23 protein-coding genes are annotated in these 24,087 nt (G+C 51.6%); 15 read left to right on the forward strand and 8 right to left on the reverse strand.

The window, feature by feature from the left end; translation table 11 throughout:
- Nucleotides 1-137: 137 nt before the first annotated feature.
- Nucleotides 138-1,178 carry an acyl-CoA dehydrogenase gene (locus GQY55_RS04085; RefSeq protein ID WP_160038322.1) on the forward strand — a complete coding sequence of 347 codons (1,041 nt, stop codon included), beginning with the start codon at nucleotides 138-140 and terminating at the stop codon, nucleotides 1,176-1,178.
- Nucleotides 1,179-1,364: 186 nt separating this feature from the next.
- Here GQY55_RS04085 and GQY55_RS04090 read toward each other — a convergent pair whose 3' ends face one another.
- Genes GQY55_RS04090 through GQY55_RS04100 form a run of 3 tightly spaced genes read right to left on the reverse strand, consistent with a single transcriptional unit; the run spans nucleotide 1,365 to nucleotide 4,322 of the window.
- Nucleotides 1,365-2,240 carry a TIGR03943 family putative permease subunit gene (locus GQY55_RS04090; protein ID WP_160038323.1) on the reverse strand — a complete coding sequence of 292 codons (876 nt, stop codon included), beginning with the start codon at nucleotides 2,238-2,240 and terminating at the stop codon, nucleotides 1,365-1,367.
- Between the two features lie 38 nt (nucleotides 2,241-2,278).
- A complete protein-coding gene (locus GQY55_RS04095; protein WP_160038324.1) occupies nucleotides 2,279-3,271 on the reverse strand; it encodes a permease in 993 nt (330 codons plus the stop codon).
- A gap of 25 nt (nucleotides 3,272-3,296) precedes the next feature.
- The gene (locus tag GQY55_RS04100) at nucleotides 3,297-4,322 is read right to left on the reverse strand and encodes a CobW family GTP-binding protein (protein WP_160038325.1); all 1,026 of its coding nucleotides are present in this window, start codon (nucleotides 4,320-4,322) and stop codon (nucleotides 3,297-3,299) included.
- Between the two features lie 227 nt (nucleotides 4,323-4,549).
- Between GQY55_RS04100 and GQY55_RS04105 the strand changes: the two genes are divergently transcribed.
- The gene (locus GQY55_RS04105; protein ID WP_160038327.1) at nucleotides 4,550-5,392 is read left to right on the forward strand and encodes a metallophosphoesterase family protein; all 843 of its coding nucleotides are present in this window, start codon (nucleotides 4,550-4,552) and stop codon (nucleotides 5,390-5,392) included.
- A gap of 124 nt (nucleotides 5,393-5,516) precedes the next feature.
- Nucleotides 5,517-6,407: a DMT family transporter gene (locus tag GQY55_RS04110; RefSeq protein WP_160038329.1), complete on the forward strand. Its 891-nt coding sequence runs from the start codon at nucleotides 5,517-5,519 to the stop codon at nucleotides 6,405-6,407.
- A 121-nt stretch (nucleotides 6,408-6,528) separates the two neighbouring features.
- Here GQY55_RS04110 and GQY55_RS04115 read toward each other — a convergent pair whose 3' ends face one another.
- Genes GQY55_RS04115 through GQY55_RS04125 form a run of 3 tightly spaced genes read right to left on the reverse strand, consistent with a single transcriptional unit; the run spans nucleotide 6,529 to nucleotide 10,227 of the window.
- Nucleotides 6,529-7,641, reverse strand: a complete 1,113-nt coding sequence (locus tag GQY55_RS04115; RefSeq protein WP_160038331.1) for a Ger(x)C family spore germination protein — start codon at nucleotides 7,639-7,641, stop codon at nucleotides 6,529-6,531.
- Entirely contained in the window at nucleotides 7,631-8,728 is a 1,098-nt protein-coding gene (locus GQY55_RS04120) for a GerAB/ArcD/ProY family transporter (RefSeq protein WP_160038333.1), read from the reverse strand. The genes GQY55_RS04115 and GQY55_RS04120 overlap by 11 nt, the downstream gene beginning before the upstream one ends.
- An 11-nt stretch (nucleotides 8,729-8,739) precedes the next feature.
- The gene (locus GQY55_RS04125; protein ID WP_160038335.1) at nucleotides 8,740-10,227 is read right to left on the reverse strand and encodes a spore germination protein; all 1,488 of its coding nucleotides are present in this window, start codon (nucleotides 10,225-10,227) and stop codon (nucleotides 8,740-8,742) included.
- Between the two features lie 173 nt (nucleotides 10,228-10,400).
- On the opposite strand from GQY55_RS04125, the gene GQY55_RS04130 reads away from it, so the two are divergent.
- From GQY55_RS04130 to GQY55_RS04185, 12 genes are all read left to right on the forward strand, one after another.
- Nucleotides 10,401-10,925 carry a cysteine hydrolase family protein gene (locus GQY55_RS04130; protein ID WP_160038337.1) on the forward strand — a complete coding sequence of 175 codons (525 nt, stop codon included), beginning with the start codon at nucleotides 10,401-10,403 and terminating at the stop codon, nucleotides 10,923-10,925.
- A 123-nt stretch (nucleotides 10,926-11,048) separates the two neighbouring features.
- On the forward strand, nucleotides 11,049-11,654 hold the full coding sequence (locus tag GQY55_RS04135) for a bifunctional transcriptional activator/DNA repair enzyme AdaA (RefSeq protein WP_160038339.1): 606 nt from the start codon (nucleotides 11,049-11,051) through the stop codon (nucleotides 11,652-11,654).
- Nucleotides 11,644-12,198: a methylated-DNA--[protein]-cysteine S-methyltransferase gene (locus GQY55_RS04140; RefSeq protein WP_160038341.1), complete on the forward strand. Its 555-nt coding sequence runs from the start codon at nucleotides 11,644-11,646 to the stop codon at nucleotides 12,196-12,198. The genes GQY55_RS04135 and GQY55_RS04140 overlap by 11 nt, the downstream gene beginning before the upstream one ends.
- Nucleotides 12,191-12,904 (forward strand): 2OG-Fe(II) oxygenase, encoded by a 714-nt coding sequence (locus tag GQY55_RS04145; RefSeq protein ID WP_160038343.1) that lies wholly within the window; start codon nucleotides 12,191-12,193, stop codon nucleotides 12,902-12,904. The genes GQY55_RS04140 and GQY55_RS04145 overlap by 8 nt, the downstream gene beginning before the upstream one ends.
- 47 nt (nucleotides 12,905-12,951) lie before the next feature.
- Nucleotides 12,952-13,770 (forward strand): SPL family radical SAM protein, encoded by an 819-nt coding sequence (locus tag GQY55_RS04150; protein ID WP_160038345.1) that lies wholly within the window; start codon nucleotides 12,952-12,954, stop codon nucleotides 13,768-13,770.
- Between the two features lie 42 nt (nucleotides 13,771-13,812).
- Nucleotides 13,813-14,430 carry a DNA-3-methyladenine glycosylase family protein gene (locus tag GQY55_RS04155; protein ID WP_160038347.1) on the forward strand — a complete coding sequence of 206 codons (618 nt, stop codon included), beginning with the start codon at nucleotides 13,813-13,815 and terminating at the stop codon, nucleotides 14,428-14,430.
- A 14-nt stretch (nucleotides 14,431-14,444) separates the two neighbouring features.
- The gene (locus GQY55_RS04160) at nucleotides 14,445-15,131 is read left to right on the forward strand and encodes a DNA alkylation repair protein (RefSeq protein WP_160038582.1); all 687 of its coding nucleotides are present in this window, start codon (nucleotides 14,445-14,447) and stop codon (nucleotides 15,129-15,131) included.
- Nucleotides 15,132-15,339: 208 nt separating this feature from the next.
- Nucleotides 15,340-17,148, forward strand: a complete 1,809-nt coding sequence (locus GQY55_RS04165) for an LTA synthase family protein (RefSeq protein WP_160038349.1) — start codon at nucleotides 15,340-15,342, stop codon at nucleotides 17,146-17,148.
- A gap of 370 nt (nucleotides 17,149-17,518) precedes the next feature.
- Nucleotides 17,519-17,842 carry a 2Fe-2S iron-sulfur cluster-binding protein gene (locus tag GQY55_RS04170; protein ID WP_160038351.1) on the forward strand — a complete coding sequence of 108 codons (324 nt, stop codon included), beginning with the start codon at nucleotides 17,519-17,521 and terminating at the stop codon, nucleotides 17,840-17,842.
- Between the two features lie 222 nt (nucleotides 17,843-18,064).
- On the forward strand, nucleotides 18,065-18,694 hold the full coding sequence (locus GQY55_RS04175; RefSeq protein WP_160038353.1) for a TetR/AcrR family transcriptional regulator: 630 nt from the start codon (nucleotides 18,065-18,067) through the stop codon (nucleotides 18,692-18,694).
- A gap of 44 nt (nucleotides 18,695-18,738) precedes the next feature.
- A complete protein-coding gene (locus GQY55_RS04180; RefSeq protein ID WP_160038584.1) occupies nucleotides 18,739-20,169 on the forward strand; it encodes a DHA2 family efflux MFS transporter permease subunit in 1,431 nt (476 codons plus the stop codon).
- 172 nt (nucleotides 20,170-20,341) lie between these two features.
- Nucleotides 20,342-21,589, forward strand: a complete 1,248-nt coding sequence (locus GQY55_RS04185; protein ID WP_160038355.1) for a stalk domain-containing protein — start codon at nucleotides 20,342-20,344, stop codon at nucleotides 21,587-21,589.
- A 45-nt stretch (nucleotides 21,590-21,634) separates the two neighbouring features.
- Here GQY55_RS04185 and cls read toward each other — a convergent pair whose 3' ends face one another.
- Nucleotides 21,635-23,083, reverse strand: coding sequence for a cardiolipin synthase (cls, locus tag GQY55_RS04190; RefSeq protein ID WP_160038357.1), 1,449 nt, complete (start codon nucleotides 23,081-23,083; stop codon nucleotides 21,635-21,637).
- Between the two features lie 36 nt (nucleotides 23,084-23,119).
- Nucleotides 23,120-24,025: a LysR family transcriptional regulator gene (locus GQY55_RS04195; RefSeq protein WP_160038359.1), complete on the reverse strand. Its 906-nt coding sequence runs from the start codon at nucleotides 24,023-24,025 to the stop codon at nucleotides 23,120-23,122.
- Between the last annotated feature and the right edge of the window lie 62 nt (nucleotides 24,026-24,087).

The following is a 24,087-nucleotide window of genomic DNA, read 5'->3' on the forward strand; positions in this document are numbered from 1 at the left end:
GGCCCGCTTGGCTTCGGAAACGGAGGAGGCGGGTCGTCTTAGTTTTTAAGCCATTTTTTTTTGAAACAGTCTCTCATCGACCGTTCGTGTTAAAATAGAAAAGCAAAAGATTTATAACATACGAAAGTGGTGGAAGCATGGGATTTACACAGCAGGAGATTATCCGCATTCGCGAGCAGTCGTACCAGATGGAGCGGAAAGGCGAGTTGACGCCGGAAGCGCTAAAGTACATATACGACAAAAAGCTGTTTCATTTGTTTGTCGCCGATGATCTGGAGGGAAATATGACGCCGCTGCCGCAGGCGATCCGCATTTTCCAGGAGTGCGCGCGCATTGACGGCAGCTTTGGCTGGCTGGTGACGATCGGCTCGGGAGGCGGTTACTTCGTTCCGTTCATGACGGACGAAACCGCACGCAGCGTGTTCGCCCGGCCCGATGCCGTCATTGCAGGCAGCGGCGCCGTTACGGGGACCGCGCGCAGAGTGGATGGCGGCTATATTGTTAATGGTAGATGGAAGTATTGCAGCGGCTCCATGTTTGCCACCACCTTCACGGCCAACACGCTGTTGGAACGGCAGCGGTCGGATGCCGGCCAGGAACCGCAAATCGTAACCATCATTATGCGGCCGGATCAGGTGCGGATCGAAAAGGATTGGAATCCGTTCGGCCTGAAAGCGACCGGCAGCCACAGCATCGTCGTCACGGACGCTTTTGTTCCGGACGAAATGACGTTTTCGTTCACGGAGATGCGTTCCCATGAGGACGAGCTGCTGTACAAATATCCGTTCCTGCCGTTTGCGCAAACTTCGTTTGCGGGCGTTGCGATGGGGCTGGCCGATCATTTTCTGGAGGCGGCGGAAGCCTATTTGCAAGCGCGCGGAAATGAAAGCGTTCTTGCCGAGCTGGAGGAGCAGATCGAAGAGTTTGCCCATCAGAAGGATGCCTTTTACAGGGTATTGGACAAGTCATGGGAAGAGCTGGGGCAAAAAGGGAAGCTGACGCCCGAAATGGAGCAGCGGATTTCCATCGAATGCATTACGGTTGCGAAAGCCTCGCTAGGCTGCGGCCTGCGGCTGTTCCCGCTGTTGGGATTATCGGCCTGCATGGAAGATACCGAAATTAACCGGGTATGGCGCGATTTGCAGACTGCGTGCCAGCACGCCCTTCTCAGGGGCTGAAAAAATACTTTATCCTTTTCTATATCGATTGAACTAAAGTTTGCATCGAACTTCCTGTTAAAAGGGCCCGATGCGGCCCTATAACCTTCATCTCTTTAGTTCATTCTATATTTCTCCCCGCAAAGTGCCTGAATCGGCTTTGATGCCAAGGCCCCGCTTTGCGGGTTTTTTTATGCCGCTTTCGGGTCATTTGTTTGGCTTGGCTCCTTTTTGAAGTTCATGCCAGGCTTCCACGGAATCGGCGCTGGTGTAAATGTAAGGGGTGTCCGGCTGCTCGATCGGTGTGATGGAGGAAGCTTCGATCTGAATCACTTCTTTTCCTTCGTGCAAGATGACATGGAGTTTGCCCTGAACTTTGACCCACGTATCCACGGGTAGATTTTGCGGCCGCACCGGGTCGACCAAAATGCCGAAAGGCGTGGCATCGGCCGTGCAGCACTGGACTAGAAAACGGCTCACGGCAAACGGTTCCGTCCCGGCCCCTGCCTGGTCGCGGTACACAAAACCCGATACGGCGATTTGCTTCCCTTCGAATTCCTTTTTATACATTTCGATCGCGCCGAACGTTTCGGAAAAAATGGCGGGATACACCGGGATGACGGGCTGAGCGTACAAAATTTTGGCCAGATCCGTAAATTCTTTGGCGTAAGGATCATTTGTTTCGAACCGGACGGCTTTTTCGGGCTCGACGGCGGAATACGAAAAGGACATTCCTTTTTTGGCGGCTGCGGCGGTCCCGAGCGCCCGGTCCGGCAGCGTGAACCCGAGCAAGAGGGGGAATGCGAACAGCCCATACAGCGCGGTGCTTTTAAGGCGCGATGCGGGCAGCTTGTGGTCGCAATTGCAAAGCATGGCGCTTTTGCCCAAAACCGCTTGGAGGATCAAGCTTAAGGCCATCAGCCCGAGCGGAACCGGACAGAGTTTAATCCAGCGTGCAAGCGCCGGAGCGACGTAAAACGCCAGCGCATCCCGCTCATCCAAGCGCCAAATATAACAGGCAAACGCCAGCAGAACCGCCGCCCGAAACAGGTAATGCAGCCGAATGGTTTTCGAATCGTTCATCTTGCACCTCCCGGTCGTCGATCGTCCTCCGGATTGAACTAAAGCCACGCCGTAATTACAACGGAGCCGGCAAATACGACGGCGAAAATAAGGAAAAACAAATACAGCGCAAATTTGGTTTTGAAAAGCGCCATCAGCATCATGGCATTTTTGAAGTCCAGCATCGGGCCGAACACCATGAATGCCACAAGCGATCCGGCCGGGAACGCATGCAAAAAGGTGGAGGCCACGAAAGCGTCCGACGTGGAACAGAGGGAAAGCGCAAAGGCAAGTCCCATCATAAACAGATAAGAACCAAGCGGCTGGGCGCCGATGGCGGCAAGGCTGTCCCTGACCATAAAGGTTTGGATGGCCGCCGTCAGCAAACAGCCGATCAGAAGGTATTTGCCCATTTCGAAAAACTCTTCCGACGTATGCACGAAAATCGACGCCAATTTGCCGCCCCGGACCGTGTGGGAATGCGCCGTATCACCCATTTCGCGCTGTATCGACCAGCGCATGGGTGATTTTTTTACGGTGAAAAAGACGATCAGCCCGATCAGAAAAGCTGTCGCAAAGGCCAGTCCCATTCGGGCGTAAGCCAATTCAGGGTGGCTGCGGAACGCCATGAAGGTCGCTCCGTATACGACCGGGTTCAAAATCGGTCCCGACAGGATAAACACGATCGCGACATACGCGGGCATGCCCTTTTGAATCAGCCGCCGCACCAGCGGAATCATTCCGCATTCGCAAACCGGAAAGACGATGCCGAGCACGCAGGCGAACAAAATGCCCGGGATCGGCTTTTTCGGAATCCAGCGGGAAATGATGTGGTCGGGAACGAAAACTTGAAGCAGGGAAGATAACAACGCCCCGGCCAAAATAAACGGCAGTGCTTCCAGCAATATGCCGATGAAGCTCGTTTTGAACGCTTGCAAAGAATCGTTGTTCAGCAGAGCTTGGTACTCCGGCAGCCACATGACGGCCAGAATCAGGAGCAGGGCGACGGGAAGAAGCATGGGGATGATTTTTAGCGGAGAGAGTGCATTCATTGAAAAAACAGCTCCTTCCTGCCGTTTATTGGAATAATGCGTTCCATTTTTCTTTGAGCAGCGTTTTGTCCAGGTTCATGCCGATGCATACCAGATAGGGGGATCCGGGATATCGGGATTCTTCCCATGCGGTGCGGCCTCCCGCGTATTGAACGAGCCGGATTGGACCGTCCAAGTCCAGAGCGACATGGCCCTTGGCCCTCATCAAAGTGTCGCCCCAGCCTTGAAAAAACGATTCCAGCCGTTCTTTGGAAAGGGGACGGAAATGTTCCTTTGGAGGGAAGGTTAACGTGACGGTGCTGACGTTTGAAAACGAGCCGTTGCTTTGCGTCGATGCATGCTTCGCGTGGTCATGAACGGGTTGAACCGGATGATCAGTACGGATCGCCTTGGTTCCCGGATGCGATTCGGCGGAAATGGACGGCATCGGTTCCGGGGGCGCGATTCGCCGAAAAAGATCCGGGAAGTCGATTTTGCTGAACGTGGTAAACAGGATCGCGGCGGCTTCGTTATGCTTTCGCGCCATTTTTTCGATTTTGGACAGCGTGTCGGAAGATACGAGATCGCTTTTATTGACCGCGATGAGGTCGGCCGTTTCCAGCTGTTTGCGCAGTGTGCGCACGAGCTGTTTGTCCGCAGAAAACCGGCTCGCAAATTCCAGGGCGTTTTCGGCGTCCACGAGCGTTATGGTATGATGCAGCCTCAGTCGATCCTTGAATGCCGGCTCCAGCAAAGCCGATTGAATTTCGTCCGGATCGGCGACGCCGGTAAGCTCGATATAGATGGCGTCAGGCCGCTGCTTCAACAGAAGCAACAGGCTGTCGGGAAGCTCGCTTTTGCGGCTGCAGCATACGCATCCGTCCAGCAGCTTCTGCACCTGCACGCCAGAATGCTCCTCCAGAATATGACCGTCCACGTCGCGTTCCCCCAGCTCATTCATCAAAATCCCCGGGCGAAGCCCCCTTCGTTGGCTTTCTTCTATGAGGGACAGCAGCAGCGTCGTTTTGCCGCTTCCGAGAAAACCGCTTAACAGGATGACGGGTGTGTGCATGCGGTGTCCACCTTCCTTTGAATATATGATTATGACGGTTCCATGGCTTGGTATGCGAAAACATTTTACGATTTTATTTATACGTAACAATTACGATTTAATGACAGGTTGACCGAAGGACGGTTCCTTTTACAAAAAAAGCTCATGTGTTTAACGGACAAATAATACTTTGCTATTATGATGGAAAACAGGAGAAACATTATCGATAAGCGAGAGGAGCGGGCAAAATGAGATTGGCGTTGCTTGGGGACTTGCATTATCACGAGATCGACCGGTCGGTTCATGGGCTGGTGGAAGCCCGAAACGCATTCTACCAGCATGTGCTGGACGAGTTTTTAAATCAGGACGCGGATTTGTACATTTCGCTTGGAGACCTTACCAACTACGGACTTACGTCGGAACTGGAGGAGGTATATGCGATCCTGGCCCGTCAGGGCAAAACGTTTATCCATGTTCTAGGCAACCATGACCTTTACGGTCAATCGAGGGCGGACGTGCTGAAAATGACGGGGCAGAAGCGATACCACGCGCTGGATACGGGAGAAGCCATGCTGGTGTTCCTCGATACGGCAAAAGAGATGGATTATGAGGATTGGGGAGGATGGCTCGAATTCGAACAGCTGGAGTGGTTGGAAAACATGGTCGCCGCATCCGGGGAAAAACCGCTGCTCGTGTTCGGTCATCATCCCGTTTACCGGACTACCGCAGGCTCGGAGCGGGAAAAAGGCTCGATCCATCCAGGCATCGACATGTGGAGCATCCTGAACCGCAAAAAAGGAATCGGGATCTACTTCAACGGCCATACGCATATGGATTCGATCGTTCAACGGGATAATTGGTCCTTCGTCCAGGTGTCGGCCTGCCTCGATCAACCGGGCTTCCGGATTGCGGAGATCGGGAATGAAGCGATCCGGATATGGGCGGTGGACGTCGCCGAACCCGAAGTATTTGAACATGCGACGCTGCTGCACCAACATATGAAGCATTTTTCGCCTAATCCGAATGCCCGCGGAAAGGACGGAGATCGCGAATTGGCGGTTTCTTTGTTGAGCGGAACGAAGCTGTCATAAATTGCCGGCCGGGCAACTTGAAACCTATGAAAAGAGCGCTTTCAGAAAAAAACCATGACGTATCAGACATATAGGAGTATAATTCACTCCATGCCTTATGTTTTTACAGGGAGTGAAAAAAAGAATGCGACGGCATAACAAAACCATATTTCTTCTGGCGCTTCTCATTTTGGTCTGGGGGATCAATTGGCCATTGTCCAAATTCGCACTTCAATATACGCCGCCGGTGTTGTTTGCGGGGCTTCGCGCGCTGATCGGCGGACTGCTGCTGGTGATTGTAGCTCTGCCCAAGTACAAGCAGCTGCAATTTCGCCGAAACTGGCATGTATACTTATTATCCGCACTGCTCAGCATCGTGCTTTATTACGGCGTTCAAACGATCGGGCTGCAGTACACGCCGTCGGGGCTGTTTTCGGCCATCGTGTTTTTGCAGCCGGTGTTGCTCGGCCTTTTTTCTTGGTGGTGGCTTGGAGAACGGATGACGCACCAAAAAATGATCGGGTTGATCATCGGCTTCGTCGGCGTAGCCACGATGAGCATCGGCGGGATGAGCGGAAACATTGCCCCGGTTGGCATCTTGCTTGCGCTCGTTACGGCGCTCACCTGGGCGCTGGGCACGGTCTACGTCAAAAAAATCGGACACCGCGTCGATTCGCTGTGGCTGACGGCGATGCAGGTCACGATCGGCGGCATTCTCCTGCTTGCAGGGGGAACGGAGATGGAAAGCTGGTCGGATATCACATGGAATATTCCGTTTATCGCGGATACGGTATTCATCGCCGTTTTCGTTATCGCCCTCGGTTGGTTCGTTTACTTCAAACTTATTCATGAGGGCGAGGCGAGCAAGGTCGGCTCCTATACCTTTCTTATTCCGTTGGTATCCATTGCCGCAAGCGTATTGTTCCTGAATGAGCATGTGTCGCTGAACTTGGTTTTTGGGCTGCTTCTGATCTTGGCCAGCATCCTGCTCGTGAACGTCCGGTTTAGGAAAGCCGAAAAAACGACGGCCGCATAAACGTTTCAACAACTTGGGCCGTGTTAACCGCTTCGAAACTTATACTTTCGCAAATTGTCAAAAAGCAGAGCCGGGGCTCTGCTTTTTTGTAACAAAGGGCATTTGGCGAAAATGTATCTTCCTAATGCTGCAGCTTTCCGTAATCCTTGATCCGGACATGGACACGGACTGAAATATCCGCATCCGCGTACGCTTTCCTCCAATCCAGTCGATGCCATTCGCCTACGGGAATCGAATTGCGCACATATTGCCCGATCCCCAATGGATCGGTTTCTTTTTCCTGCAGCATGCGGATCAAGGAACGGCATTTCGTCTCGATGGCTTTCCGAATTTCTTCTTCCAGCTTGTGCTGCTCCGCTTGCTTTTTCATATCCAGGTCCCCGATATACTCCAGCAGCGAACCTTCGACCTTAATGTCCATGTTTACTTTCAATCTTTTTCCCTGTAACAGGTTGGATGCAGAGACGACATGTATCTTGCGGCGGCTTCTTAGAAATTGCAGGGAAGCTTGTTCGCTGTCATCGTGATCTTCTTTTAAATTCAAATATAAATCGCCGGCACGAATGTTATGGTGAAGAAGTCCAAAAAACATCCGGTCGCTCGGCTCCACCTTCCCGACGTATTTGTCGTCTTTAAAAAGGGCGACGCCGTCGATGATCAAGCTTTCCTTTTGTTCCTTGATGACGGTGGTCACCGGATCGATTCCATCGTCATAATAATCCCTTGAAAAAGTGTATAGGCTGGAATCGGGGATATCGCCAGCCTTGGTTTCCGTCTGGATGAGCGTATCGATGTATTCGCCCGCCGTCGGTCCTTGCGGGTAGTCATTGCGAAGCAAAATGTGGTAAGGATCCTCTTCCGCGATAATGACGTGCATCCTGGAACCGATCATGGGGTCCCTGCGCAAGGAATCGAGGTGCTTCCAAATCCCTTCCCTGGCCAATTTTTCCCCGAATAACACCTGCCTAAGCTGTCCGGTGACCAACTTCCGGTTGTTTTGTCGGTCAAAATGCGATTTTGCATCTTTGTCGGACTTGGCTTTGACGGAATATACGATGGCATCCTGGTGGTTTGATTTCGGAATGCTGATCGTGACCCGCATTAAATTTCCTTGCTCACCGGATTCCTTGTCATAGGCAATCGTTCGGATGAAGCCGGATTTCTCCAAAATATGCTCGTCCGTGCAACCGGTCAGCACAACGAGAAGGACAAGGCAAACGAGCTTAACTTTCATTGTTCGGCACCTTTCCTTTCAGTTTGAGATATTGCAGCACAAGGATCAGCACGACCGGTATGATGAAAGCAATGAAAGCTTCAGTGTACAGCACTTTCCTTAACAGCACTTCCGATTGCCTCAGATGTTTAGGGATGTAACCGATAAAAAATAACATGGTCACGACCACGAACTCGAGCCGGTTCGGCTTGATTTTCGGGCAAGTTTGTTTAATCGCGGACAGGGCGGCGTAACAGAACATGACCGTAACGATTAAATTGGCGAACACGAACATCGAGAACACGAGGTTTTCGATCCGGTTGATGAACGGCATCTCGATGAAATCCAGCAAATCGATGACGGGGTATAAAAGCGACTCGATTTGATGGAAGCTGAAAAAGCCGAATGCAGTCAGTATAACGACCAACTGAGCAATGGTGATCACCCAGTGCCCGAGGAACACGCCGAGAAACAATTTGCTCTTTTTATTGACATGAGGAAATAGAAACATGCTGAGCTCGTAACCCATATAGGTGGTGTACACTTCCAACCAGTTGCGAAACGAATGGCCTTGGGACGCAGCCTGAAACAGGTGGGGCGTAAACCGGACAAGCTGCCAATCAGGGAACTGATACACGGTGAGGCCAACCGTCCAAAGCGTCATAAAGAAAAAAACCGTCGCTGCTTTGCCAATGCCGTAAATATCCTTGATCAAGAGGGCGAAGACCATCACACAAAAGAGCAGGAAAATAAACATCGGATTGGTCGTCTGGAACGACAGCATCTGGAATATAAGAAAAAAGTTTTTTCCCAAGAAGGAAGCCGTGAAAATCCAGAAGATGGCCAGCGCCCAATAGACCGGATACATGACCGCCTTGGGCAGCGCGAGCTCCATGATTTGAAAGACCGATGCCCCCCTTCCCATCCGGTATACGATCCAATACAAAAATATATTAAATGAAGCGATGACGGCTAACGCCAAATAGCCGATCCATCCGTTCGTGCCGATATTTTCGGCGATCAAGCGGGGGAGGCTGAACAGCGTGATGTTCATTTCCGTCATGTAAATGAGCAGGGTGATATGGAAAACGTTTAATTTTTCTTTCACTTTGTTCACCCTTATTTCCGCATTTTATTGGTTGATTTGTTTTTGGAATCCGAAATGGAAGGGCGCTTCCTAAGACCCCAAAAAGGTCCGCGAACGAACGTGTCCAGGAAGTCGGAAAAGTTCATCGGAGCGAGCGGCGTTAAATAGGACGTTCCCAGGTTGGTCACTCCCGACAGGTGGATTACCACAAGACCGATACACATCATCAGCCCCAAATTTCCCAATATGCCGGCCATGATGATCAGTCCGAACCGGATCAGGCGGATGGACGCGCTCATAATATAGCTTGGAATGACGAACGATGCGATGGCGGACGTGGCGACCGAGATAATGAGAATGTTGCTTGTGAACCCGGCCTGAACCGCGGCCTGTCCGATCACGATACCGCCTACGATACCGATCGTTTGGCCGATTTTCGTCGGGAGCCTTGCTCCGGCTTCACGGAGCAGCTCGATCGTCGTCTCCATAAGCAGCGCTTCGATAAGGGGCGGGAAAGGAACCTTTGCCCGCGACTCCGTCAAGTTCAGAAGCATCGTATGCGGGATCATTTCATAGTGATAGGTGGTTACGGAAACGTAAAACGCGGTAAAGCTGATCGTAATGAGAAAACCGATGAATCGCAAGACCCTCAAGGCAGTCCCAAGCAGCCAGCGTTGATAATAATCGTCCGGAGAAGAGAAAAAATCAAAAAAATTGGTAGGAGAAACAAACGCGGACGGGCTTCCGTCCACAAAACCGGCGATTCGGCCGCCGATCAGCTTGGACGCGATGGCGTCCGGGCGCTCCGTCGTCATGAACTGCGGGAAAACGGAGTTCGGGTTTTCGTCGATCAGCTGAACCAGCATGTTCGAATCCATAATGGCGTCGAATTCGATCGATTGAATCCGTTTCTTCAAGTCTTCCACCATGTTTTGATCCGCAATCCGGTCGAGATATACCAATACAACGTCGGTTTTAGCGATTTCCCCGACCTCAAACTTGACGGTTTTTAAATGCGTGCTTTTAATTTTTTTTCGAAGTACGCCCAGATTCTCCGACAAATTTTCCACGAAGCCGTCGTGGGGACCGGAGATGACCGTTTCCGTTTCGGATTGAGAGATGCTTCTGCCTACAGGCTCGGAAATATCGACGAGATAGGTCAGGTCCCGAAAAAATATGGCGGCTTGCCCGTCCAAGATCCCTTTGACGCATTCTTTGGCGTCGCCCGTCAGCTTATATTGGGACCGTTTAAAGATTTGTGTTGCTTCATCCTCGGTTGCATCGGAAAGGGGATCAACGATATCCCGCTTTAGCGGCTCCGGGCCCACGAGGAAAGGGAGATAAACGATATGTACATGGCAATTGGGATACGTGCGCTGTTGAAAGTCGATGCAGTCCTTAAACTGATCCAATATATGATTCAAGGTAGGTTTTTCGTTTTTTTCGGGTTTGACGGTCACTTGTTCCGTGCTATTCCCCTGCGTGAACAAAAATTTCTTTAAATTTTGAAAAACGCCCATGATCAACACCTCGTGGGTATTTTCCCCATGGAAGGGGTAAATATGCATTCGCACTTTTCCTGTAATTTTCCGCAGTAGATTTATATTGTAAGGAACGTACGTTCTTGTTAGAATGATATAAAACCTAGAACCGCAGCACGAAAAATATTGAATCCCATAGGAGGAAAACAGGAATGAATTCGCTAGCGTTTTTGGTGATTGACGTACAGAAGGGCATGTTTCCTGAGAAGGACCCGGTTTATAACGGAGATGCATTGTTGTTGAAGCTTCAAGGTTTGCTGGACAAAGCGCGAAGCTGCGGCGTACCCGTCATCTACGTTCAGCATAACGAAGGGCCGGGCGAACAGCTCGAAACGGGGGCTTCGGATTGGGAGATCCATCCTTCCGTCGCGCCCCAGGAGGGAGAAGCCGTCATCCAGAAGTTCACGCCGGATTCATTCCATGAAACAAATCTGCAGCAGGTCCTGACGGAAAAAGGAATTCGCAGCTTGGTTATCGCGGGGCTTCAAACCGACTTTTGCGTTCATGCGACAAGCACGAGGGCAGCCGAGCTGGGATATGAGGTCACCGTCGCGGAGGACGTCCACAGCACATGGGGACAAGGAGGGCAAACAGCGCAAGAAATCATTGAACGGCATAATCGGCAATTTCGCGGGTTCGCCGCCGTGAAGAAGGCCTCGGAGATCGAATTTTGCTAAAACAGGTCAAGTCGCGCCCGGAAAACGAAACGATTCTTTAATATCACAATCTTGCTTTTCTATTCCGATATTCCTTCGTCCGGACGAAAAAGAGGGTATACTTTGGGTGAAGGGGTGACGAATATGAACACGGCAAAAGAAGAGGCGCTAACGGAGGAAAAGTGGGAGGCGATCGTCGGGAACGACGCATCATATGACTTCGTGTTTTTTTACGCTGTCAAATCGACGGGGATTTTTTGCAGACCTTCCTGCAAGTCAAAAGTCCCCAACCGGGCCAACGTCCGGATCTTCCGCACCGCGGAAGAAGCCATCCGGGAGGAATTCCGACCGTGCAAGCGGTGCAAGCCGACGGGCGAACGTTTGCCGGACCGCGAGTGGGTCGACGCGATCGCCCGATACATGGAGCGGCATTACGACTGCGCGATGACGCTGAATATGCTGGCAGAGATGTTCCATGGGAGCCCGTACCACTTGCACCGAACGTTCAAAAAGATCATGAATGCAACGCCGGTGGCCTATTTGCAAGGCATCCGACTGGATAAGGCGCGCGAGCTGCTCGCTCAAACCAATATCTCCATAGCCGAGATCGGGAGCCGGGTCGGACTTCCGAATCCGTCCTATTTTATCTCGCTCTTCAAACGAAAATTCGGCATAACCCCTTACGAGTATCGAAAACGGATTATGGGAACGGGGATATGGACCCAAGGAGGCGCATTCGATGAAAAGTGACGTTGTAGGGCCTGTTTATTGGTCGGTGTTGGAACATGGAGGCTGGAAGCTGCACCTCGCAGCGACATCCAGCGGACTTTGCTACGTTGGTTCGGCGAACAAACCGTTTGAGGAAATGGAAGAATGGTTGGGAAAACAGATGCGACCGGCGAAGCTGATCAGGAACGATGAGGCGCTGTCGCCATATATCGGCGAATTGATGGATTATATCGACGGCAAGCTGATACGCTTCACGATTCCCTGCGACTTGGTCGGCACCCCGTTCCAGCGCTCGGTGTGGGAGGCGCTGCGCTCCATTCCCTATGGGGAGACGCGCTCCTATTCGGACATCGCGGAATCGATCGGCAAGCCGGCCGCGGTTCGGGCCGTGGGTTCGGCGATTGGCGCCAATCCGGTGCTCATGTCGGTCCCATGCCATCGCGTCATCGGCAAAAACGGAGCCTTAACCGGCTTCCGCGGCGGACTGGAGATGAAGTCGCGGCTGTTGTCCATCGAGAAAGAGGTCTCGGCTTCCCGGTTGCATGAGGCTGCCTGTCATGAATAAAGAAATGTCGGAACGGGTTGCTGCCTTGGAATGGGACGGCATTCACCATGCGTTGGACCGGCAAGGATTCGCCACGTTTCAACCGATTCTTACGCCGCAGGAATGCCGAGATTTTATCGAATCCTACCAAGCAGAGGAGCTTTACAGAAAAACGATCGACATGAAAAGATACCGGTTTGGGGTCGGAGAGTACAAGTATTTTCAATTCCCGTTGCCCGCTCGGCTGCAGCAGCTTCGTGAAGCGTTCTACGTCCCGCTGGCTGCTGCGGCTAACCGCTGGCTCGAGCAGCTGGGCAAGGAGCCCAAGTATCCCGGCACGCTTTCGGATTTTCTGGAAGAGTGTCATGCAGCCGGCCAACGCCGTCCCACGCCGCTTATTCTGAAATATGAAGCCGGCGGGTACAATTGCCTTCACCAGGATTTGTACGGGGAAGTATTTTTTCCGTTCCAGGTCCTCCTTGTCTTAAACGAGGGGGATGAAGATTATTCCGGCGGCGAATTTTTGCTCGTTGAACAGCGGCCGCGCGCGCAAAGCAGGGGGCATGTCATCAGGCTCAAGCGTGGAACGGGCGTCATTTTTCCGACAAGCTTTCGTCCCGTTGAAGGAACGAGGGGTTACTACCGGGCTTCGCTGCGCCATGGCGTTGGAACCGTATCGGAAGGCACGAGGTTCAGCTTGGGGATTATTTTTCACGACGCGACTTAGACGAAAACGTTGATGCCATACGGAATCATAAAAAGAGGGGAGAAGCCATGGCCTATACTCTGGAACATAAAACGCCGAAGTCGGTGCTGAACAAAGGAACGGGGTTTTTATCCGGATACAGTCACTCGCTAAACCCCTATGTAGGATGTTCTTTTGGCTGCTCCTATTGCTATGTCCGGCGCATGCCTGTGGCAACCTTTCGCGACCAGGCATGGGGGACGTGGGTGGACGCCAAGGACGGAGCGGCGGACGTATTCCGCAAAGAGCTTAAGAGAGCCCGAAACAACGGTCCCGTTACGATTTTTATGTCCTCGAGCACGGACCCGTACCAACCGGCGGAAGCGAAGGCAGGCATTACGCGCTCCTTGCTGGAGGCCATGGCAAACGATCCCCCTGACTTTTTGCTCGTACAGACCCGAAGTCCCCTTGTTAAGCGGGATATCGATCTGCTGGTACGGCTGGGGAATCGCGTAAGGGTCAGCATGACCGTGGAAACGGACAGGGAGGATGTTCGGCGGCAATTTACGCCGGGCACCCCGGCCATTGAAGCCCGGCTTCGGACACTGAAGCTCCTCAAAGAAGCGGGCGTTCCAACGCAGGCAACGATTGCGCCCGTGCTTCCGTGCACGGACGGTTTCCCCCGCAAATTGCGGCCGCTTGTCGAACGGATCTGCATCGACGATTATTTTATGGGTGATGGAAGCGGAGGACGGCGTACCCGCAGTTTGGGCATCGAACGGCTGTACGGGGAAATGGGACTGAAGGAGTGGTACGGTCCGGAAGCTTACCGGTACGTGTATGACCGGTTCCTTGAAACATTTCCCCCGGAACAGGTGTTCATCAGCCAACAGGGGTTTGAGCCCTAACGACGGTCCAGCGAATGGATGGAAAAGGAAGGCGGGCGCCGCATGTTAAGCGAAAGCACGACGTTTTTTCAATATGGAGAGATCGAAATAACGGCGCTCCGGGGAGCGGATCCCGTTCTTGGCGCAGCCATGGACAGGATCGGATTCCTCAAACGTCCCACGACGCCGGACTTGTTTAAGGCATTGGCCCAAGCAGTCGTCGGCCAGCTCATTTCCGTCAAGGCGGCTCAATCCGTCTGGGAACGGATGGTTGCCCGGTTCGGCCGAATCGATCCTCCCTCGATTACGGCGCAGTCCCCGGAGGAACTTCGGGCATGCGGTTTGACCATGAAAAAAGCGGCATGCATTTATCGGACCGCTTGCCGCATGGAAAGCGGCGAGCTTGACCTCGACGAGCTGGCCCTTCTTCCCGACACCGAGGTTGTCCGGAGACTGACGTCCCTTGACGGTATCGGGGTTTGGACGGCTGAAATGCTGCTGCTGCACGCCTTGGAGCGACCCGACGTGGTCAGTTGGGGAGATGTCGCGATCCGGCGCGGAATGATGAAGTTATACGGATTGGACGGTTTGACGAAGAAGGAGTTCGACCGTTACCGGGAGCTTTATTCACCGTACGGTTCCGTCGCATCAATCTATCTTTGGGAAATATCTTACGAATAGGAAGGAGATGAATGATGGAAACGGCGGCAATACGCGAAAAACTGTTGGAACTGGCCGAGCCGGAATATCAGAGGTTTGCGTCATCGCTAATTCCGGGCGTGTCCAACCTGTTGGGCGTCCGGATCCCTGAGCTTCGTAAATTGGCCAAGCGTATGGCCGAGGAAGACAGGCGCGCTTATTTGCGGCATGCTTCAGCCGAGTATTTTGAGGAAGTGATGCTGCAGGGGATTCTGATTGCAAACGAGAAAGCCGATCCAGCCGAAAAGCTGGAGCTTATCGCTTCGTTTGTCCCCAAAATCGACAATTGGTCGGTATGCGATACGTTTTGCGCCGGCCTGAAGTTCGCCAAGTCCAACCAAACGCTGGTGTGGGATTTCCTTCAACCCTATTTGCAATCCCAACACGAGTATGAGATCCGGTTCGGCGTGGTCATGCTGTTGAACTATTATATCGATGAGGCGTACATTGACCGCGTGCTTCGAATTTTGGATCGGATCCGGCATGAGGCTTATTATGTCCGTATGGCGGTAGCCTGGGCGTTGTCCATGTGTTATGTCCATCTGCCGGAACCAACCATGGTGTATCTGCAAAACAGTACCGTTGACGATTTTACCTATAACAAAGCGCTGCAAAAAATAATCGAATCGACCCGTGTGAACTCCGAAACGAAGCAGCTGATCCGATCGATGAAGCGAAAATGACTCTTCCGAAACATCGGACGAACGATGCCTGGTATGCGGAAACGTATATTAGCGGCTCCATCATTAAAATTAATAAGCGAATCAAAGTGTCTGATAAAGAGCACATTTAAAAGGGTGGATCTTCGATATTCGAAGCTCAGCCTTTTTTAATGTTCTTTTAAGATAATTATTGTATAATATCCGCCTAGATAGATGGGAGAGGATATACGTGCATCAATTGTTTAAGCCATCAAAGCGTTTGGGGGCAACCCTGCTTACCCTTTTCTTTGGCGGTTTTGTGTTGAATTTCATCATGCAGGCGGCGTCGCTCGGTATGGATTTGGGGAGCGTTTTCGCCTGGATTTCGAATTACTATTGGCTTTATATTTCCGGGAGCTTGTTTTTCTTTTTTGTGCTGCTCGTGTTTGCCGCCATCGTTCCGAATGTGTATTCCGGCGCGCTGCTTGCGTTTCTGGTATGCTGCGTTCTTGCGGTGGCCAACTATAAAAAGTTGGGCACAACGGGCGAACCGCTGTTTCCATGGGATTTGATGCAAGTCAAAAACGCCAAGGAAATGACGAAGATTACCCATGGGATGATCTCGCCGACGGCCATTGTCATCACCATCGTTGTCGTGGCCGCCCTCGTGTATCTCGTGTTCAAACTTCCTAAGCTCAAGGTTCAACTGCCGCTGCGGCTTGCCATGATCGTCGTGTCCGTGCTGATGATTGCGGGTTTTATCCAAATGGTCGGAAGTCAAACCGCGCTCGCAACATCGATGAACTATCAAAACATTCCATGGAATCAGAAGGTCAATTATTCGCAGAACGGTTTCGTGTATGCATTTGCCGGCAACTTGAACCAGAAACTGATGGAAAAACCTGAAGGTTACAGCAAAGAAGCGATTGAAGCCATTGCGCAAAAATATCGGGATATGCCGGACCAAGCCGATGGAAAAACGCCGGCGGAACAGCCGAACGTCATGTATATGATGGACGAAGCCTTTTTTGACCCTACCCGGCTGCCGACCTATACATTCAGCGAAGATCCGTTGAAGTTTATCCATCAGCAGGAGCATGCGACGCCGTCCGGATTTATGTTATCTCCTGAGTTTGGCGGAAATACAGCCAACATCGAATTCGAAGCGTTGACCGGGTTGTCGATGTATTTTCTTAAGGACGGTTCCATCCCTTATCAACAGCGGATCGTCAAAATGTCAACGCTGCCGTCGATTGTCAGCATATTGAAGGACAAAGGCTATCAAACCAAAGCCCTTCATCCGTTTGACGATTCGTTTTATAACCGGAACCGGGTATATCCGATTCTTGGCTTCGATCAATTTACAAGCGAAAAGGATATGGAAAACGCGGAACGTTTTACGCCTAACGGTTACATTTCGGACATGGCTGCGGTAAAAGAAGCGGTACGCGAGCTGCAGACATCGGATAAACCGACGTTCCTGCATTTGGTTACCATGCAAAACCACTTCCCGTTCACCAAAGGGTTGAACGGCCCCAATACCATCACTGTCGGGGGCGTGAAACCGGAATATAAGGACGAAATGGAAACGTACGTGCATGATACGAAATTGACGGACGAAGCCCTTGCTTATTTAAGCGGGGAACTAAAAAAAATCAAGCGCCCGACGATCGTCGTATTTTGGGGAGACCATCTGCCGGCCTTGTCCGCAGGAATTTATACGCAGGCGGGCTGGGATACGAACCCGAGATTAAAGCACGAAACGAAACTCATTTATATGGCGAATTTCGATATCGGCAAGCAGCCGGTTGGCACGATCAGTCCTGCTTTTATCGGACCGACGTTATTCCAATTGAGCGGGCAGCAGCTTCCTCCGTATTACAGACTGCTGGAGAAAGTCAGATCCGAAATTCCGGGGTTGAACAAGCATGTTCTGTTGGGAGCTTCGGGCGTCGTTTCGCAATTAACGCCTGAGCAGCAGTCGCTGCTGAACGATTACCGATTGGTTGAATACGATTTGCTCGAAGGGGAGCAATACGCCAAAGATCTTCTTTTTTAACTTTGAAATGATAGAAAAACATGAGGCCGTCCCAAAGATCTTAGATCTTGAGGGCGGCCTCGTTTTGCTGTTGAGAGACGCTACGGACACGAATCGAATCATTCCTCCCATCGCTCTTGCGCTCCAATTTCCTGCCGTCAACTTAAACCGCATTTACGGCAAATCATCAGTATCAATTCCAGGATTGCCGGGTAAACCTTGGGTTCCATTGCGAAAACTGCCTAAGCCGGTATCATGAGCCATCGTCGCCATGAACTCCGTTGAAAGCAGCTATTGAAAATTGTTCGTCATCACGCAATAATAAAGATTCATGCATCGTTCCGTCCGAATGATGCTAAAAATCTATGCAGAGAAAAGGAAGTGATTCCAAATGCCAACGATTCATGTTGAAGGAAAAAAAGCCATTGAAGCGGCCGACGGGCAAAAACTGGTACTAGCTTTAGAGGATAACGGCGTGGACATTCTGCATCGCTGCGGCGGCAATGCGAGATGCACAACCTGCCGCGTGGAAGTGATCGAAGGGGATGCCGGCGCCATAGGTGAAGCCGAAGCAGCCATCCTTGCGGCCAAAGGCATTGCCGAGCCGAATATCCGGCTGTCATGCCAAATCCGCGTACATAGCGATCTGACCGTTAAACCGGTAATGACCGTGTCGGGTTCCGGAATGGATGCCGGAAAACGTCCGGAGGAATGAGGTTCGGTCTCCTATGAAAATGCCATACGGCTGCTTGTCTATTTTATAGACGGGCAGCCGTTTTTTTTATCTGGAATAGACCGTTGAATCATCGGTTCGTACAAGTATAGCCGGTCGCAAGGAAATATTTCATAGAAAAAATCGTTGACAATGAAGGTCTGCTGTCAGCTATAATATGTAGACCGTTCGTTATAATTTAGCGGAAAGGAGGGCCTCGCCACCATGGCAGGAAAAACGAACTCACGTGAATCTATCGTCGGAACGGCTTCCCGGCTGTTTTCGACGCAAGGATATCATGGAACGGGATTAAATCAAATCATAAAAGAAAGCCATTGTCCCAAAGGCTCGCTCTACTACTATTTTCCGGAGGGGAAAGAGGAGCTCGCGCGAGAGTGTATCGAGCAGATCAAACGGAAGGTTTCCGGCAAATGGGAAGAAGCATTCGACCGATATGCAAGTCCGGCAAAAGCGATACAGCACCACATCGAAATGATGGCCGAGGATGCGGAGCACTCGAACTTTGAGGGATTTACTCCGCTCAGCTTTTGGAATGCGGTTGAAACGTCTTCCGTCAGCTTATCGCTGCGGGAGGCGTGTCAGGCTGCGATTGACGAGTGGCGGATGCTCGTAACCCGGCGGCTGCAATCGGCAGGGCTCGATCCCCTTCGTGCGGAGGAGACGGCTACGGTCGTGTTATCCATGCTGGAAGGCTCGCTCATCATTGCCATGACGAATCGGGACACCGGCCCGATTCGTATCGCGTCCAAGTACATGGGGATATTGGTGGAACGTGTGCTGCAAGACGGTGCGACAAATAAGATAGAGATCATAGAGAAGGATAATAACAAATAGAGATAAAAACAGACATATGGAGGTTAGGTATTGTGGAAGCAGCCATGCAGAATACACATACGACAGCAAGCTCGAATAAACGATTTAAAATCATCCCTATTATGGCGGCGCTTCTCATTAGCGGATTTATCGGGATGTTCAGCGAAACGGCGCTGAATGTCGCCTTAAACGATCTGATGCAGGTGCTGCACATCGCTCCGTCCACGGCTCAATGGCTGACGACCGGATATCTGCTGACGCTGGGCATTTTGGTGCCGGTATCGGGCCTGCTGCTGCAATGGTTTTCGACTCGACAGCTTTTTATCACCGCGCTTATTTTTTCGATTGCCGGTTGTTTGATTGCGGCGCTGGCGCCGAATTTTGAACTGCTGCTGCTCGCCCGCGTCGTTCAAGCGATTGGGACGGGCATCATGCTGCCGCTGATGTTCAACACGATTTTGGTTATTTTCCCCGCTGAAAAACGGGGCGCCGCCATGGGCATCATCGGCCTGGTCATTATGTTCGCGCCTGCGGTGGGACCGACGATCGCGGGACTGTTAATCGAGAACCTCAGCTGGCACTGGATTTTCTGGTTGTCGCTGCCGTTTCTTGTATTGGCGTTAGTTTGCGGCATCCTGTTCATGCAAAACGTCTCGACCATCACCAAACCGAAAATCGATCTGTTGTCGATTATTTTATCGACGATCGGCTTCGGCGGCATCGTGTTCGGCTTCAGCAGCGCCGGCGAAGGCGGAGGCTGGACGAGCCCGAAAGTTATCGCGTCCCTGATCATCGGCGCAGCGGCATTGATCTTGTTCGGCTGGCGTCAAATGCGAATGAAGAAGCCGATGATCAACCTGCGGGCCTTCAAATATCCGATGTTTACGGTCGGCGTCATTATGGTCTTTATCTGCATGATGATCATTTTATCGTCCATGCTGGTGCTGCCGCTGTTCCTGCAAGGAGGGTTCGGCAAGTCGGCGTTTTACGCGGGGCTGATCATGCTGCCCGGAGGAATCGTTAACGGTCTCATGTCGCCAGTCATGGGCCGCCTGTTTGACAAATACGGTCCGAAATGGCTTGTCTTCCCCGGATTCCTTGTGGCTGCCGCAGCGCTTTGGTTTTTCTCGGGCGTGACGGCCGCATCCGCCGCGTTCCTCATCATCGTGCTGCATTCTTGTTTGATGATCGGCATTTCGATGGTGATGATGCCTGCGCAGACCAACGGGCTGAATCAGCTGCCGCGGCAATTTTATCCGGACGGAACCGCGATTATGAACACCCTTCAGCAGGTGGCGGGCGCGATCGGGACCGCCGTAGCCGTAAGCATGATGACCGCAGGTCAGGAGCGTTACGCGGAATCCCATCCGGGCGGCAACGTGGTCGACTCTTTGACGGCTGGCGTATCGCATGCCTTTATGTTCGGCATGATCATTGCTCTGGTCGGTTTCGTGATCGGCTTGTTTATGAAACGGGTTCCGATAAAACACGAGTAATTCAGATCCGGCCTAAAAATAAAAGTGATTGGATGAAACGTAAAAAAACCATAGCCATGGGGAGCCCCCTGCATTAGCCTTGACTGGGTGGAAATGGTATTCCGGATCGTGATATAGTAAATCTAGCAATCTAGTAAAACAAACTATATTTCAGATCATAGGAGAACCGAAGATGAAGGTTATTGCGAAAATTTTGTTAAGCTCCGCACTGCTTGCCGGTTCGCTTGCCGCCATTCCTGCGGATGCGGCGAAGGCGGCAGGTAAAGTAAGCATCACGCTGGACGGCTACCCGTTATCTTTTCCGGTGGAGCCGACCGTCCTGAAAGGGGCGACGATGGTGCCTTTCCGGGCGATTTCCGAGGCGCTGGGCATTCAGGTCGTTTGGAACCAGAAGGAACAAAAAATTACCGCAATGAAGCAAAACGGGGACGGCTCCTCCAAACAGGTCGTGCTGACGATCGGGAGCAAAAATGCCGTTGTCGACGGGAAGAACGTGTCTCTCGCAATCGCCCCGCAATCGATCCGCAATAGCACTATGATACCGCTCAGCTTTTTTAGCCAACAGTTCGGCGCCGGGGTGGCCTGGGATCAGCCGACGCAAACCGTGTCGATCACGTCGCCGCAGAAGGACATGTACACGCTGGGATTTTACGCGCTGTCTTCCTTCGATGAACGGGCATTTGTGCCGTCGTTCGATTCGGTAGCCTTCGGCTGGAGCCGGATCGATCCAACAGGACAATTCACGATGGAGGGCAAAGAGTATAAGTGGCCGCAGGCCGCAGGCGATGTTACGCCGGAATCGATCATTCAGGATGCCGACCGTCAGGGAACATCGCCGTATTTGATGGTGTATTCCGTGGATTCCAGCGGCGAGTTGACGAAAAACCTGGAAGACCGGGCGCTGCAGGAAAAAACGGTCTCGCAGATCGTCGAAGCGGCGTCGGGCAAAGGTTTTAAAGGCATCGCCCTGGACTTGGAAGGGCTCGGTTTGACCGGGGACAAAAGCAAGGCGAAGTCCGATTACAACGCATTCGTGAAAAATCTTTCCGCCAAAGCCCGTGCGGCCGGCATTAAGCTGACGCTTGTCCTTCATCCGCTGAACAGCTCCTATGCAGGTTACGACTACAAAACATTGTCCGGCTTGGCGGATGATCTGGTGATCATGGCCTATGCGTTTGAACAGGAAAAAGGCCCGGAACCGCTAAAGCAAGTGGACGAAGCCATCCGTCTAGCGCTGAAGGAAACGACGAAGGATAAATTGATCCTGGGGATTTCGCTAGGCAGTGAAAACGCAGGTACGGTCAACGACAAAATCGGACTTGCCAAGCGTTATGACCTCAAAGGAGTCGCCTTCTGGCGTTTGGGCCTGATCGGTCAGCCTGCCTGGGCGAAAATCAACGAATCCATCGAGATGAAATAATGCATCCAAAAAAGAGCTGCCCGCTACCGCTAGGGGAGCTCTTTTTTACAGGATCGGCGACAGCAGCCGCGATATGCCTTCCTTGATCCGAATCCATCTCGGCCGGAGCTGGTATTCCTGCAGCGTCAGCTGCCGGGAAACACGCAAATCCTCTTCGAACATGTCCGTTAGTTTTTTCGAGATCCGGTCATCGTACAAAAACGCATTGACCTCGAAATTCAACTTAAAGCTGCGGAAATCGATATTGGCCGTGCCGACCGAAGCGATTTCCTCGTCGATGACGATCGTTTTGGAATGGATAAACCCGTTATTGTACAGGTATACGGTAGCGCCGACCCGCAGCAGTTCCCCGATATACGAATACGTCGCCCAATAGACGAATATATGATCCGGTTTGTCCGGGATCATGATTTTCACCTCGACGCCCGAAAGTACCGCAATCCGCAATGCATCCAGCACGCTGGCGTCCGGAATGAAGTAAGGGGTCTGGATATGGATCGTTTTTTTCGCGGAGGAAATCATTTTTATGTATCCGTTTTTGATATGTTCAAGCTCCGAATCCGGCCCGCTCGTAACGATCTGCATGCCGACCCGCCCGCACGGCGCGACCTCCGGAAACAGGTTTGGCGAATATGTAATCGGATGATGGTGCGATGCCTGGTTCCAGTCCAAAATAAAGCGGATTTGCAGCGCGTACACGGCCGAACCGATAATCCGCAAGTGAGTGTCACGCCAATATCCGAACTTTGAATTCAGGCCCAAATATTCGTCCCCAACGTTAAAACCGCCGACATAGCCGATTTCGCCGTCTATAATGACCAGCTTCCGGTGGTTGCGGTAGTTCAATCGGAAGTTGATCAAACGCAGCCGTGAAGGGAAAAACGCCTCGGCAAGCCCCCCGGCGGCCCGGAACTCGCGAAAAAACCTTTTCGTCAGCTTTCTTGAGCCCAACTGGTCGTAGAGGACCCTGACTTTGACGCCCTGCCTGGCTTTTTGGGTAAGGAGATGGATCAGTTTTTTGCCGAGAACGTCGTTCTGGATAATGTAATACTGGATGTGGATATAATCTTTGGCTCCGTCAATGTCCTTGAAAAGCTTGTCGAATTTCTCCTGACCGTCCGTAATGATGTCCACCGCGTTTTCCTCGGTAAACATTGAATGATTGTTTTTCAGATACATGTAAATCATGTCGCGGTATTTGCTTGCCGATTCGTTATAAAAACGGAAGCTGCCCGTCTGGATCCGCTCCAATTGCTCCAAAATGATTTCTTTCACGCCGATCTTTTTCAAATCATCCCAATGGAACAACCGGACATGCCTGAAATTTTGCGCAAACAGCAGGTACAAGAGGAAGCCGGCAATCGGAATAAACGAAAGCACGAGCAGCCAAGCCCAAGTCGCTCCGGGGTCGCGGCGTTCCTTAAAAACGACGACCATGGCGAAAATAAAATTCAGAAATAAAATCAATCCTAGAATAATGGAAGTGAAATTCATTGCGGCGTTTATCCTCCTGCTTCATGCCAATCGAACTTATAACTGATGTTGCAATCCGGAAATATCATGTTTGATGCGATTCAGAAAGTGCCGGGAAATTGCGGTCGAATGATGTTCCTTCCGCTGAATGACGCCCAGAAAAACGGGACTTTGCTGCGGGAAGTCAAAATCCAGGATTACGGTGTCGGAAATCGGTTCGTAAATGAACGAATAGTTCAGCCCGACGGTGACCGCCAAATGGTTTTGGCAGGCCCGGCTGATCAGTGCCCGATTGTTGGTGGTGTATACGATCTCGGCCGGTCCGAACTTGGCCTGAAAATCGTCCATAAACCATTTCACATAATCATCATTATACAGTACAACCGTCTGTCGTTTAAGCTCTTCCGGCGTAATTGTTTTTTGAAAAGCGAGCGGTGAATGAATGCTGGTGGCCGCAACCATTTTAACCCGCAGCAACAATTCGTGATCCAGCCCCAAATGCTCAATCAACCGGTTTTTGTGGAGAATGATGAAGCCGAGATCGGTTTTTTCGTTCAGCACGTCGTCGATTATGTCCTGCGAGCCTTGTTCAACGATTTCGATTTTGACCTGCGGATATTTCTTTTTGAAATCAAGCACCGCTTGTTCAAGCAGCAGCATGGGCCCGGGAATCGTGGCGATTCGCAGACGCCCCTGAACCAGCTCGGAGTAGCCTTGGGCGGCTTCCTTTAATTCGTCGTATTTTTGCAGCAGCTCCGCCGCCTTTTTGATGATCATGGCCCCTTCGGCGGTGGGGACGGCTCCGGTACGGTTCCGTTTCAAAACGGTCACGCCCCATTCTTCTTCAAGGCTGGATATCGATTGGCTTACCGCGGAGATCGTGACGTGCAGGTTTTGCGCGGCCTTTGAAATGGAGCCTGTTTTCGCGACTTCGACCAAATACTCCAGTTTTTCAATATGCATAGGGTTGCCCAGTCCTTAATAGTTATTTTAAACACTAATTTAAGCTGATCTTAAATGAAATT

This window comes from Paenibacillus sp. USDA918EY, assembly GCF_009870825.1.
Classification (GTDB): Bacteria; Bacillota; Bacilli; order Paenibacillales; family Paenibacillaceae; genus Paenibacillus_AQ; species Paenibacillus_AQ albilobatus.